The following is a 12,748-nucleotide window of genomic DNA, read 5'->3' on the forward strand; positions in this document are numbered from 1 at the left end:
AATAAGCCATGACCGCGCGCCTGCTTCTCCTTTTCATCATAGCCTTTTTCGCCGCCCTCCCGGCGGGCGCCGAGTCGTTCAAGTCCTGGGCGGCCCGCGGAGCGCGAGAGGAACGCGAGAAGGACCCGAAGGCGGCCTTCTCCTCCTACTCCAACGCGCTGTCGATGTGGGAGGAGGACGACGGCAGCGCGGCCAAGGCGAAGGTCCTGTGCGCGCGCGCGGGCCTGCGCGAGAAGCAGGGCGACGACGCGGGCGCGCTGACCGACCTCTCGGACTGCCTGGCGATCGACAAGAAGAACGCGAAGGCGTTCCACCGTCGCGGCGCGCTGCGCCTCAAGGCGCGCGAGACTCAAAGGGCGATCGGGGATTTCTACCGCGCGATCGCGATCGACATCCGCTTCGCGCAGGCGTACGCCGACCGCGCCGCCGCGTACGAAAGCCAGGGCGAGCAGGGCTTCGCGCACGAGGACTACCGCCAGGCCTGCGGCCTCGGCGTGAAGCCCGCCTGCGCCAAGGCCAAGGCGCTCGCGCCCAAGCCCTCCGCGAAAGGAAAAGCGAAGCCGAAGCCCGCCGCTCCCGCCGGGGACGCCTCCGCGGCGGACGGAGAGCCCGCTCCGGACGCGGCTCCCGCCGCCGAACCGTCCCCGGAAGCGGCGCCGGAAGCGCCGGCCCCCGCCGCGAAGAAGAAATCGTCGTCGAGCTCCGCCCCGTACCGTCCCCGATTCAAGGATTGCCTCGCGGCGCTCGAGGCCTGCGTCGACGACGGCGACTCGTTCGGGGTGTGCGTGCGCCGCGCGCCCAACTGCGACGCCCGGACGGTCAAGGGCTGCTGTCCCGCGGCCTGCCTGAAGGCGTATCAGAAGTCGCTCAACCGGGACCGCAGCGAGGCCGAGGCGTACCGCGAGCACTTCGTTCCCGACGCGGCCTGCGGAGTGCCGCCCAAGGAAGAGGAGGACGATTGAGCGGGGAGCGGCTCCGCAATACTTGACAGAAGATGATAGAGGACATACACTTAGGGTGTTAGGCGATTCTAAACGGTAGAGTTCAACGCTCAATTCATGAAAAAGAAGAGAAAAACGGCGAAGCGCGGCATGAGCGGTCCCGTGCCCGACGTGATGGACATCAAGACCCTCGCGCTGTACTTGAGCATGGGCCGCTCCAAGATCTACGGGCTCATCCGGCAGAAGCGCATCCCCGCCTCCCGCATCGGCCGCCAGTACCGCTTTTCGAAGGATCTCGTGGACGCCTGGCTGAAGGAACGCCTGATCATGCCCCAGGAGACGCAGATCGCTTTGTTCGATAAATCCGGGAAATAAGCTTTTTTCCCGTCGGCAGGCCCGTCGGAGGATCTCTCCGGCGGGCCTGTCATTTTCCCGTCGAGCCCCCGTCGAGAAATCCTTGCATCTCCGTCGGAGACTATGCTAGATTCTCGTCGTTGCACCCCAGGGATCCAGGGGTATCGATCCCGGCGTCTGTACGGAGGTCACTATAATGGCTGAAAAGGTTCAGAAGGTCGGCGTTGAGCGGGTTCAGGGTTTCCTTTACTACATCGACAAGCAGGGCGACGTGTCCCGCGCCAAGATGGCCCGCGGCGGCAAGAAGGGCGGCAAGACCGAGAAGGTCGCCAAGGTCGGCGTGAAGAAGCAGGCCGGTTTCCTGTACTTCCTCGACAAGAAGGGCGATGTCTCCCGCGCGAAGATGGTGAACGCGTAAAAACGCGTCCGCAACGATCGCCGAAGCAGGCCCTCGGCGCCTAACGGCGCCGGGGGTCATTCTTTTATACGGGGTCGTTTTTTTTGCCATAATCCGGGCGTGAGCGAACCCGTCCTCGTGGTCGGCCCCGGCGCGATCGGGCTTTCCCTGACCGCCGGCCTGCGCCGGGCGGGCGTCCCGGTCGCCGTGCTCGGACGCGACGCCGCCGCCGAGCGCCGCCTGGCCCGCTCCGGCTTCACCGTGACCGCCCCGGACGGCTCCAGCGAGCGCATCACGGGCCTCGCCGTCGCCCGGGGCCTCAAGGCCCCCGCCTCCGCCGCCTTCTTCTGCGTCAAATCCGGTGACGCCCGGAAGGCCGCGGCCGCCGCGCGCCGCATGATCGGCCCGGAGACCCCCGTCATCGCCCTTCAAAACGGCATCGGCCACGAGAAGGTGTTCCGGCGCGCCTTCGGGCCGCGGCGCACCGTCATCGGCGTCTGCTATTTCGCCGCCGACCGCTCCGAGCCCGGGTCGCTCAAGCTCAACGGAGGCGAGGACATCCTCCTCGCCCGCCGCCCCGGCAACGAGAAGGCCCTCGAGGCCGCCCGGGCCCTGCTGACGAGCGCGGGCTTCCGCGTCCACCTCAAGGATTCCGAGGAAGGCATGCTGTGGACCAAGGCCGCCTTCAACGCCGCGGTCAACCCGCTCGGCGCCGCCTGCGCGGTGGAGAGCGGCCGCCTCGAGTCCGACCCCGCGCTGCGCGAGCTCGCGCTCGCCGCCCTGAGCGAGGCGGCGGCCGCCGCGGCCGCCTCCGGCCACGCGCTCGACTATCCCGACATGGCGGGCAAGCTCATGCTCTCCTGCCGCAACGCCCCGCGCCAGCGCAACTCGATGCTCCAGGACCTCGCCGCCGGCCGCCGCACCGAGGCCGGCGCCATCCTCGGCCCCCTGCTGCTCGCCGCCAAGCGCCGCAAGGTGCCCGCGCCGACCTTGGAGATGCTCTCGGCCGTGATCTCGCGCCTCGAGCGGAGGCTCGCCAAGCGATGAGCACGAAGCTCCTCGACGGCAAGACGCTGTCCCTGCGCCTGCTGGCCGAAGCGCGCCGCCGCGCGTCCGCCGTGGCCCGCAAGCGCGGACGCGCCCCGCGCCTGGCCATCGTCGCCTCGGCCGACGGCGCCGCCGGCAGCTACCTCAAGGCGAAGCTGCGCGCCTGCGAGACCGCCGGCGTCGAGGCCGTCGTCCACCGGCTCTCCCCCGGCCCCCGCGCCAAGACTTTGGGCTTATTGGCCGACCTCGCCGGCGACGCCTCGGCCGACGCGCTCATGATCGAGACGCCGTACCCGCGCGGGATATCCGCCGCCGACGCGGCCGCCGCCGTCCCCGCCGACAAGGACGCCGAGGGCATCACGCCCGGCGCCTACGGCAGCTTGTTCCTCGCCAAGACCTGGAAGGAGACCGCGCCGCTCGTCGTCCCCTGCACCGCGCTCGCCCTCGCGCGCCTGGCGCTCGCCGCGGGCGTCCCCCTCGCGGGGCGACGCGCCGTGGTGATCGGCCGCTCCGCCACCGTGGGCCGCCCCGCCGCGCACCTGCTCGCGACGCTCGACATGACCGTGACCTTGGCCCACACGCGCACCAAGGGGCTCCCCGCGCTGTGCCGCGAGGCCGACCTGCTCGTGCTGGCCGCGGGAGTCCCGGGCCTGGTGAAGACCTCCTGGGTCAAGCGCGGGGCCGTGGTGCTCGACGCGGGCGTCACGGTCGTGCGCGGCCGGCTCAAGGGGGACGCCTCCGCGGGCGCCGCCGCGCGCGCGCGGATGATCACGCCGGTGCCCGGCGGCGTCGGCCCCGTGACCACCGCCTGCGCGGTGCTTAACGCCGTCCTGCTCGCCGAACGACGGACGCGCTGAGCGTCACGCCGCCCAGGACCAGCGCCCCGGCCAGCACGCCGACGAGGCCTTCGAGCACGGGCTGCAGCGCGGGATGCGGCGCGTGGAAGGCAAGCCCGTGCGCCAGTATCCCGCCGCCGACCAGGAACATCGCCGCGGTGCCGAGCACGGACAAGGTCTTCATCAGCACGGGCGCGGACAGCAGGAGGAAGCGTCCCAGCGCGGCGGAGCCCTTCTTCTTGCTCAGGTGCAGGCCGGCGTCGTCGAGCTTGACGATGGCCGCGACGAAGCCGTAGACGAACACGGTCATCAGCACCGCGACGGCCGTCAGCACGCCGGCGCGCACGAGAAGGGATGAGCCGGCGGCCGCGCCCAAGGTGATGACGATGATCTCGCCCGACAGGATGAAGTCCGTGCGGATGGCGCCCGCGATCTTGTCCTTCTCGAAGGCGACGAGGTCCACCTTGGGGTCGGTCAGGGCCTTCACCAGCGCCTCGCGCTCCTTCTTCTCCTCCTCGGCCGTATGGAGGAACCGATGCGCGATCTTCTCGAAGCCCTCGTAGCACAGGTACAGGCCGCCGATCATCAGCAGCGGGGTGATGGCCCACGGCGCCAGCGCGCTGACGGCGAGCGCGGCGGGCACGAGGATGGCCTTGTTCTTGAACGAACCCTTGGCCACGGCCCACACCACGGGCAGCTCGCGGTCGGCGTGGACGCCCGCCACCTGATGCGCGTTGAGCGCCAGGTCGTCGCCGAGGACGCCCGTCGTCTTCTTGGCCGCGACCTTGGCGAGGATGGAGACGTCGTCGAGGACGGTGGTGATGTCGTCGAGCAGCGCGAGGAGGCTGGTGGCCATGCGAGGGCGGTCAGTCTACCAAAACGCGGCTATCCTCAAGGATAGCCGGCGGGGGACCGCCTCTCTCTATCTGAGGGCGACGAGGTGACGGCTCACGACCTCGTCCAGGACGCGGTGCGCGGCGATGAGCCGGTCGCCGGACTGACCCGCGAACACGACGGGCTCGTAGCGGATGCTCGCGTCGAACTCGAGCACCGCGACCCGCGCCGCCCGGCCGATGTCGAGGCGGGCGACTCGCTGCGGGGCGCGCAGGCCGAAGGCGGCGACCGTCAGCGCCAGGCTCACGAGGGGCAGCCAGAGGGAGGATTTCGGGCTGGTGATGGGGCCGGTCGGGTTGTCGCTCATGACTTGAGCGTAACAGGCGATAGCGGCCGCGTGATTAGAGAATTATGAAAATCACCGGCCTAGCGGAAGAGGCCGGCGAAAGGGTCGAAGCGCTTCTCGAGGTACTGCACCGCCCGCTCGTACGAGGACCATTCGCGCTGGGCTTCCGCGGCGGTCTTCTCGAAGGCGAGCGCGGGCCGGGTCAAGGTGATGGTGTCGAGGGCATAGCCGCCCCACTCCCCCGGGCTTCCGGAGAAGCCGTACTCGAACGCCCAGCCCTCAGCGATCAGGCGGCGGATCAGCGGTCCGTGCTTCCCGATGATCACCGAGCGCTGCTCGGGGTTCGGGTCGTTCTGGATGATCAGCTGTCCGCCGGGCGCGATCCAGTCGGTCATCGTCTCGAGCTTCTTGTCGAAGCCGGGGACGTAGTGCACCGCGTTCTTCGTGCGCAGGACCGCGAGCGGCTTGGCGGGGCGCTTGAGCTGGAGCAGGTCGGCCTCGACGGCGGCCGCGTTCTTCGCGCCCGCCAGCTCGGCGGCGGTGTTGAGATAAGACACGACGAAGGGCGAGTAGTCGAAGAACGAGTAACGGGTGCCGGGCTCGAGCTCGCGGTGGATGAAGCCCTGCGCGTTCATGCCCGCGGCCATGTCCCAGTACTCCCCGCCCGGGATCGGGCTCGGCGGCAGGTTGCGGGGCACGGTCTGGCCGAGGCGCTTCATCATCGCGATCTTCATCGCGATGAGCTTCTCCTGGCCGTGGTCCCGGAACGCGTTCCAGCGCCCGAGCAGCTCCATGAACCGGCGGGAGGGCGCGTCCTCGCGCTTGTCGTGGGTCGAGATGAAATCGGAGGCGGCGCGGTAGATCGCGAGAGGCTGGGACTTCAGGCCTTCCAGGAAGTAGCTTCCCATGAAGGTGTACTTCTGCACCGCCCCGGCGGCCATCCCGACGAAGTCGCGTCCGAAGGTCTCCACCGCCCCGGACTTGGGAGCCGCCTGGCGGTACGCTGCCACCAGTTCGGCGTCGCTGGGCGGGCTGAGGCCGCTCGAGCGCCGGTCCTCGGGCGCGGAGGCGGGCACTGCCGGGCCGTCGCCGCTGGCGGGGGCCGACAGGCCGGTCCCGTCGAACAAGGCGTTTCCGGCGGCGCGGGCCTGCTCGGAGCCGGGATTCTCCGGCTTGGCGGCGGCGGGCTTGATCGCGGCCAGGGCCGCGGGCGCAATCTTATCCGGCGCGGCGGCGGCGGGCTTGACGGCGACGGCTAAGGCGGGCGCCACGAGCGCCGGAGACAGCGACGCGGCGGTCAGCGCCGAGGGCGCGAGCTGCAGCGCGGGAGCGGCGAGGACGGGCGTCGGCGCCGCGACGGTGCCGAGGCCGGTCGTGGCGGAGACGCCGCCGCGGACCTGAGCCCAGGACGAGGACGGGAGCAAGGCCGCCGCAACGATCAACGCCGCTATCTTCTTCACGCCTTAAGAGTAGCGGTTGCGCGGGGGCCCTCCCAGGGTCCTAGGTCCCGTCGGGCGATGGGTCCATCAGCGGGGTTATCCACAATATTCCACCGGTGGAATCCCGCCTCTCAGGACGGCTTGAAGCCGATCTTGCGCCGGGGACGGGACGCCGGAGTGATCAGCTGGCGGATGGCGTCGAAAAGCTCCTGCAGCTGGCCGTCGTGGGTCCCGACGCGTTGTTCGAGCTCGTCCATCTTCTTCTGGAGTTGGGCGTGCGTTGAGAGCAATTCGCGCATCTTCACGAAGGCCTGCACTACCCGTACGCTGGCCTCGACGGCGACCGGGGTGTTGAGGACTGTCGCGAGCATTATTGCTCCATGCTCCGTGAACGCGAAAGGCCGGTACTGGAAATTGCGTCGTGATGCGGTCACAAATTGTGACCGCATCGACCAAGCCTCATCCGGAGTCAATTCAATCAGGAATCCGCGCGGGAACCGGTGAATATTACGGCGGACCTGCTGATTAAGTCGCTTCGTCGAGACCCCGTAGATGCGCGCCAGGTCCTCATCGAGCATGACCCGTAAGCCTCTGACCGGTATGATGTGCCGTTCAAGATCAGTCGTGATATGCTCCACCCTTATCATACGATTGAGAAGGCGAAAAAGTTGCATGCCGGGCGGGAATGCGGCGAAATCTGGGACCGCATGGATGAGGTCGCATTTCGCGACCTCATATGAGGTTGCAAATTGCAACCTCATCCCTTTACGGCTTCCGCGCCTCGATCAGCTCCAGGTATTGGCCCGCGGCCATGGACAGGCCGCGCTCGCAGGAGATGAAGAACGAGGTATAGGGCGTCCCGTCGGCGTTCACGGCCTCCAGGACATGGCCGTGGCGCGCGATGAGGGCCTCCACCGCCGCCCGCCCCTTCGCCGTGTCCCGCCCCAGCTTCTTGAGGCCGTTGAGCCACATCAGCCCCAGGTGGAGCCAATGCGCGCGGTGATAGCCCCCCGCCAAGCGCGTGAGCCAAGGGACGGTCGCCGGGTCGTACTCGCCCAAGGCGCAGCGCATGGGCCAGGGCTCGTCGAGCTTCTCGGCGGCGAGACGGTCGGCCGCCTTGTTCAGGATCTCGGGGCCATAGGAGCGCAGGTACAGCGCCGCGACGGCGGCGTCCACGCTCATCGCCTCGGTGTCGGCGTGATCCCGGAAGCACTCCCCCCGCCAGCGGTCGGCGAGCAGGCGCGCGGCGAACTGGTCCGCGTCCATCCCCGGCTTCAGACCGATAGACGCGCCGCGGCGCAGCATCATCAGCACGCACAGGTTGTTGTAGGTCGACGAGGGCCGGCGTATGGTGTCCACCCAATCCCCGGTCACCCGGCGCGAGACGAGGCCCCCGAGCTCGAGGTGCTTCCCTTCATAGGAGTCGAGCAGGCCCTGCAGCGCCGCGAGCTGCTCCGCGTCGGGGCCGCGCCCCGTCCTCTCTTTGATCTCGGCCCAGCACCACACGAGCCAGGGCAGGTTGTCCCCGCGCCACCAGGGCATGTCGAAGCCTCTCCCGGGCCGGAAGCAGCTGGTCACGCGCCCGAGCCGCGCCGACTCGGAGGTCATGAGAGCGACCTGGCCGCGCAGGTACTCCTCGCCCAGCACGCCCCAGGCCCCGGCGAAGGCCTTGGCGAAGTCCGAGGGCCACATCGGCCAGAAATGGCCGTGCCCCGCGCGCAGGACCGGCCCGGCGTTGCGCCGAAGGACGCCAGCGACGATCTCCGCCGGGGTCCCGCCTCCCGGGGCGCGCTCGACGCCGCGCAAGATCACGCGCCAGGAGTCCAAGGTCTGCACGACCACGGTGTAGAACAGCTCGGGCGTGAGGTCGTAGGGGCCGGCGATCATCGCGGGGCTAGAAGCCGGGCGTGATGTTGGGGCAGCGGGTCTTCAGGAACGCGGAGAGCTGAGCGTCAGTGTGCTTGAGCTCGTGGTCGCCGTTGGCGTAGGCGAATATCTCCGTATTCTTGACCGTGCACAGGTGGCCGAAGGCGTCGCGGAAGGTCGAGTCCGCCTTCGGGCGCCCGGCCGGCGACTCGCCCATGCGGAAGCCGGCGTCGAGCATGAGTCCTTGATAGCTCGTGATCTCCACGCCTCCGCGGTCGGCGGGGTCGATGCGGGGCGCGACCACGACGGAGCCGCGATCGAGCGACGCGATCTGGGAGGTAGCCGGGTCGATGACCACGCGCCCGCCGTCGGCCATGACCACGGACACGGTGCCGGCCGTCTTGTCCATTTCAAGGGACAACGCTCCGGTCCGTGGAAAAAAGTAGAACTCGCGGGCCGAGGTCAGGTTGGGGTTGTTGTCCTCGCCGTCGCCGTAGGAATTAAAGACCATCAGCAGGCCGTTGCTGAAGAAGCCGTAGCTCCGGTAGATCAGGTCGGTCACGAGCATCGAGCCGATCGAGACATAGCACTTGCCCGAGGAGAAGCCGTCGGCGTACCCCTGCGTGTTGCCGACGTGCGAGGGCTCGACGCGCGGGCAGGCGCCGGCCGACGCCAGGGCTTTGAAAGCGGGGAGACGCAGAGACGCGGACGACGACAGCGGCAGGCACAGCAACGCGAGGGCGAGCGCTATTCTCATGCCCGAAGGCTAACAATTTCGGGCGGGCTTTTGGACGGCTAAAGGGCGCCGCTGTCCTCCCTTTTTAGCACCCTCCCGCGGCCCACGATCTTCGGCCCCTCCCGCACCGTGAAGGTCGCGCCGGGCGTCAATTCCCGGTAGTCGACCTGGGGGTGATACATCAGGTCCATGCGGACCGTGGCCGTGTCGCCGGGAGCCAGCTGGAGCGGCGCGCGGCGGAAGGCCACGCCGAGGAGGGTCCCGGACGGGCTCTTCGCCTTCGGGTCGCCCACGACGAGGTGGGGCATGTAGAAGGGGCTGCCGGGCTCGAGGCGGAGCGGGACGGCGCGGCCGCCTTCCTCGGTCTTGAGAAAAGTGACTTCGGCCTCGATGGCTGGGGTCACGGGATGGGCGCCGCTACCGGCCCTTCGCCTCGCTTTTCGCCTTGCCCGGGGCGGCGGCTCGCTTCAAATACAGCTGAAAGCGCGGGTTCGCCGCTCGGTCGAAATACGTCAGGACCATGTCCCCTTTCCCGTGCCGCACGACGCGGCCCCTCAACCGCGTTTCCGTCGCCTTCTTCGTCAGACTGCAGCTCGCGACGTCCGGCGTCTCTATCCCTGGGAATCGCATCGACATGACGCCGCTTTGTTCGATCTGGTAGGTGTCGCGCGAGACGATGTTCGCTTTGGAAAAAGTCGCGAGCATCTCCCGCGGGATGGGCGCGCTGTTCGCGATCCGCGAAAAAGTCCCGTTCTCGAGGAATCGATAGGCTTGGTATCTGTTGCGCCCCGTCAGATCCTCGGTGCCCGGGAACAAGTCGTAGATCTCCCACACGCCGGCCACCGTCTTGCCGCTGCAAGGACTGATGTCGGCGGTCTGCTGCGCCGTCAAAGGCGCGGCCGAGAGAAGCAGCGGGACAATAAAACTCATGCCGAGCATCATGTTCGCCTCCAGCCGACGCCGCGCCGCGGCGGCCGCATCAAAGGTTCGTCGTCTTCGTTCCCTTCAACTGAGTGACGAGGATCTTGCCGTCTTTCGCGAATCGGATGGTGATTTGTTGTCCCTTGGTCCAATCCACCGTGAAATCCTTCTTATAAGGGCCGCCGAGGATACTCACGCGAGCGGGCAACTCCGGAGGCAACGGAAGCGCGTGGACCTCCCCTTCGAACGCGGGGGCGGACCGGTCCGTGAATTCATCGCTCCAAATCCGGTGGTCGTCGGCGTAAATCTCGATCTTATGACCATAGGAGCTTCCCTGGACGAAAAGCTTCTGCAGGCGGGGATCGCTCGGCGCACGCGCGCCGTCGTCCGGACGAGAGCAGGCGAACGCGCCGGCGACGAGGATCAGACCAGCCATCCAAAGTTTCCTCATAGTCGATCTTTGGAATTGTACAGCCGGAACCGATTAAATGCCATGGATATCGGATACACCCGCGCCGGGGTCCAGCTGCTGGCGGTAAAGCTCGGGGAGGGCCCGACCCCAAAAGAAGAGCCCCCTCCCCCGCCGAAGCGGTGAAGGGGACTCCGGCCGGTCCGGGACCTACGCCACGTCGCGGGCCATGAACGGATACCGGAAGTTCTTCGGCGGCTCGAAGGTCTCCTTGATGGTGCGCGGAGACACCCACCGCATCAGGTTGGTCAAAGACCCCGCCTTGTCGTTCGTCCCCGACGCGCGCCCGCCGCCGAACGGCTGCTGGCCGACGACGGCCCCGGTGGGCTTGTCGTTGATGTAGAAGTTGCCCGCCGCGTGCTCGAGCGCCCGCTCGGCCTCCAGGATCACGCGCCGGTCGCGCGCGAACACCGAGCCGGTCAGGGCGTAGGGCGACGTCTGGTCCACGAGCGCCAAGGTCTCCTTCCACTTCTTCTCCGGGTAGACGTGGATGGTGAGCACCGGCCCGAAGACCTCCTCGCACATCGTCAGGCTCTTCGGGTCGGCGGACTCGATGACCGTCGGCGTGATGAAATAGCCCTTCGAGGAGTCGTAGGTGCCGCCGCACACGATCTTGTTGCCCTTGACCTTCTTGGCCGCGTCGATGTAGCGCACGATGCCCTCGTAAGCGCGCTTGTCGATGACGGCGTTGACGAAGTTCCCGGGGTCCTCCGGAGAGCCGACTTCCACGGTCGCCAACATATCCTTAAGGGCCTTGCGCACCTTGGGCCATTGGTTGGCCGGGATGTACGCGCGCGAGGCGGCCGAGCACTTCTGGCCCTGGAACTCGAAGGCGCCGCGCACGAGGGCGGTGGCGACCGCGTCGGGATCGGCCGACTCGTGCATGAGCACGAAGTCCTTGCCGCCGGTCTCGCCGACGAGGCGCGGGTAGCCCTTGTACTTGGAGATGTTCTCGCCGACCGTCTTCCACATGGAGTGGAACACGGGGGTGCTGCCGGTGAAGTGCACGCCCGCGAAGTCCGGGTGGTTGAGGATCGTGTCGGAGATCTCGCCGGCGGGTCCCGTGACCATGTTGATGACGCCCGGCGGCAGGCCCGCCTCGAGGAGGAGCTTCATGATGAAGTGGGCGGTGTAGACCGTGGAGGTGGCCGGCTTCCAGACGACGGTGTTGCCCATCAGGGCCGGGGCCGTGGGCAGGTTGCCCGCGATCGCGGTGAAGTTGAAGGGCGTGATGGCCCAGACGAAGCCCTCGAGCGGGCGGTACTCGATGCGGTTCCACATCCCGCGCGAGCTGTTGGGCTGGTTCTCATAGATCTCCTCGGCGAACTTCGGGTTGAAGCGCAGGAAGTCGATGAGCTCGCAGGCGGAGTCGATCTCGGCCTGATAGAGGTTCTTGGACTGGCAGAGCATGGTGGCCGCGTTGAGCGTCCAGCGCCAGTCGCCGGCCAGCAGGTCGGCGGCCTTGAGGAAGATGGCGGCGCGGTCCTGGAAGGGCATGCGCGCCCAATCTTTCTTTGCTTTTAGGGCCGCCGCGATGGCTTTCTTGGTATCGGCGGCGGAGCCCATGTGAAATTTGCCCAGAAGCTGTTCGTGATCGTACGGAGAACGGATCTCGACTTTTTTCCCAGTCCGGACCTCTTCGCCTCCGATATATAGGGGAATATCGACTTTCTTCGCCTTCATCTCGTTGAGGCGGGCGAAGAACTTGGCGCGCTCCGGGGAGCCGGGCGCGTAGGAGAGGACGGGCTCATTGACGGGGGTCGGGATGAAGGATCGAGAGTTCATGGCGGGATGATATCACAAAAAACCGGCCGCGGCCCTGACCGCGGGCAAGGCGATTCACTACTGATAATCACTATTCCCGGGAACAGTGATTATCAGTAGTAAATGCCCACGCGGGTGGACAAACTTATGTTTTGCCGTTACAATCCGGGCGATGAGCGTCTCCGCCCACCTGACCCCCGAGCCCGAAAGGCGTCTCTGGCTCATACTCGAAAGCATGCGCCACGAGGTGGACTCGGCCGACCTGCGCATCGGCGGCATCACCGCGTTCGCGGCGGCGGAGTTGGCGTTCCTGCGGATACTGCTCCCGGTCGGCGCCCCGGGAGTGCTCGCGCTCGCGGCGCTGACCGCGGCCTTGCCGCTCGGGGTGTTCGCCTTCACCCCCCTGAGGCGCCTGCCCCCGTGGCTGCAGTTCCTCGAGCCGCGCCGGGAGAAGATGCGCGCCGAGGACAGCCTGATCACGGTCGACGACCTGGTCAAGTACAGCCACGGCGACCTGATCTTCCGCCTGGACAAGTACCTCGGCGGAGGCATCACCGCGACGCCGTACTACGAGGACGTCGTCGGCCAGATCGTGGAGAACGCGCGCGTGGCCTGGCGCAAGCAGCGCCTGCTGCGATACGCGTGCTTCGTCGTCGGGCTGGGCCAGCTCGGCCTGCTCGGCCGGCTGATCTGGCGCTAGGAACGTGAGCAAGTAGTCGGATTTAAAGGCTTCAACGGCATTGCCCCCCAACGGAATGGCCGCCCCCGCGGGGGGCGGCCAGGATCGTCGCCTTCGGC

General features: G+C 67.7%; 16 protein-coding genes. 6 read left to right on the top strand and 10 right to left on the bottom strand.

The window, feature by feature from the left end; all coding sequences use genetic code 11:
* Positions 1 to 8 precede the first annotated feature (8 nt).
* The 5 genes from HYV14_12360 to HYV14_12380 all read left to right on the top strand — a co-directional run bounded on the left by HYV14_12360 (position 9) and on the right by HYV14_12380 (position 3,596).
* Entirely contained in the window at positions 9 to 962 is a 954-nt protein-coding gene (locus HYV14_12360) for a hypothetical protein (protein ID MBI2386793.1), read from the top strand.
* Between the two features lie 96 nt (positions 963 to 1,058).
* Complete coding sequence (locus tag HYV14_12365; protein MBI2386794.1) at positions 1,059 to 1,316, top strand: helix-turn-helix domain-containing protein; 258 nt, start codon at positions 1,059 to 1,061, stop codon at positions 1,314 to 1,316.
* Positions 1,317 to 1,491: 175 nt separating this feature from the next.
* Positions 1,492 to 1,713 carry a hypothetical protein gene (locus tag HYV14_12370; protein ID MBI2386795.1) on the top strand — a complete coding sequence of 74 codons (222 nt, stop codon included), beginning with the start codon at positions 1,492 to 1,494 and terminating at the stop codon, positions 1,711 to 1,713.
* A 99-nt stretch (positions 1,714 to 1,812) separates the two neighbouring features.
* Complete coding sequence (locus HYV14_12375; protein MBI2386796.1) at positions 1,813 to 2,739, top strand: 2-dehydropantoate 2-reductase; 927 nt, start codon at positions 1,813 to 1,815, stop codon at positions 2,737 to 2,739.
* Entirely contained in the window at positions 2,736 to 3,596 is an 861-nt protein-coding gene (locus tag HYV14_12380) for a bifunctional 5,10-methylenetetrahydrofolate dehydrogenase/5,10-methenyltetrahydrofolate cyclohydrolase (GenBank protein ID MBI2386797.1), read from the top strand. The genes HYV14_12375 and HYV14_12380 overlap by 4 nt, the downstream gene beginning before the upstream one ends.
* On the opposite strand, the gene HYV14_12385 is transcribed toward HYV14_12380, so the two are convergent.
* From HYV14_12385 to pruA, 10 genes are all read right to left on the bottom strand, one after another.
* Complete coding sequence (locus HYV14_12385) at positions 3,559 to 4,431, bottom strand: DUF808 domain-containing protein (GenBank protein MBI2386798.1); 873 nt, start codon at positions 4,429 to 4,431, stop codon at positions 3,559 to 3,561. The two genes, HYV14_12380 and HYV14_12385, sit on opposite strands and share 38 nt — an antisense overlap.
* Before the next feature lie 66 nt (positions 4,432 to 4,497).
* Positions 4,498 to 4,776 (bottom strand): hypothetical protein, encoded by a 279-nt coding sequence (locus tag HYV14_12390; protein ID MBI2386799.1) that lies wholly within the window; start codon positions 4,774 to 4,776, stop codon positions 4,498 to 4,500.
* Between the two features lie 59 nt (positions 4,777 to 4,835).
* The gene (locus HYV14_12395; protein MBI2386800.1) at positions 4,836 to 6,215 is read right to left on the bottom strand and encodes a hypothetical protein; all 1,380 of its coding nucleotides are present in this window, start codon (positions 6,213 to 6,215) and stop codon (positions 4,836 to 4,838) included.
* 110 nt (positions 6,216 to 6,325) lie between these two features.
* Entirely contained in the window at positions 6,326 to 6,841 is a 516-nt protein-coding gene (locus HYV14_12400; GenBank protein MBI2386801.1) for an ORF6N domain-containing protein, read from the bottom strand.
* Between the two features lie 118 nt (positions 6,842 to 6,959).
* Complete coding sequence (locus HYV14_12405) at positions 6,960 to 8,081, bottom strand: hypothetical protein (GenBank protein MBI2386802.1); 1,122 nt, start codon at positions 8,079 to 8,081, stop codon at positions 6,960 to 6,962.
* 7 nt (positions 8,082 to 8,088) lie between these two features.
* Positions 8,089 to 8,817, bottom strand: coding sequence for a hypothetical protein (locus tag HYV14_12410; GenBank protein ID MBI2386803.1), 729 nt, complete (start codon positions 8,815 to 8,817; stop codon positions 8,089 to 8,091).
* Between the two features lie 38 nt (positions 8,818 to 8,855).
* Positions 8,856 to 9,200 carry a hypothetical protein gene (locus HYV14_12415; protein ID MBI2386804.1) on the bottom strand — a complete coding sequence of 115 codons (345 nt, stop codon included), beginning with the start codon at positions 9,198 to 9,200 and terminating at the stop codon, positions 8,856 to 8,858.
* Between the two features lie 13 nt (positions 9,201 to 9,213).
* The gene (locus HYV14_12420; GenBank protein ID MBI2386805.1) at positions 9,214 to 9,738 is read right to left on the bottom strand and encodes a hypothetical protein; all 525 of its coding nucleotides are present in this window, start codon (positions 9,736 to 9,738) and stop codon (positions 9,214 to 9,216) included.
* Positions 9,739 to 9,775: 37 nt separating this feature from the next.
* Complete coding sequence (locus HYV14_12425; GenBank protein MBI2386806.1) at positions 9,776 to 10,153, bottom strand: hypothetical protein; 378 nt, start codon at positions 10,151 to 10,153, stop codon at positions 9,776 to 9,778.
* A 183-nt stretch (positions 10,154 to 10,336) separates the two neighbouring features.
* Complete coding sequence (gene pruA / locus HYV14_12430; protein ID MBI2386807.1) at positions 10,337 to 11,971, bottom strand: L-glutamate gamma-semialdehyde dehydrogenase; 1,635 nt, start codon at positions 11,969 to 11,971, stop codon at positions 10,337 to 10,339.
* 151 nt (positions 11,972 to 12,122) lie between these two features.
* On the opposite strand from pruA, the gene HYV14_12435 reads away from it, so the two are divergent.
* The gene (locus tag HYV14_12435; protein MBI2386808.1) at positions 12,123 to 12,650 is read left to right on the top strand and encodes a hypothetical protein; all 528 of its coding nucleotides are present in this window, start codon (positions 12,123 to 12,125) and stop codon (positions 12,648 to 12,650) included.
* Positions 12,651 to 12,748 lie beyond the last annotated feature (98 nt).

The sequence above is a fragment of the Elusimicrobiota bacterium genome (assembly GCA_016182905.1).
Taxonomy (GTDB): Bacteria; Elusimicrobiota; Elusimicrobia; order UBA1565; family UBA9628; genus GWA2-66-18.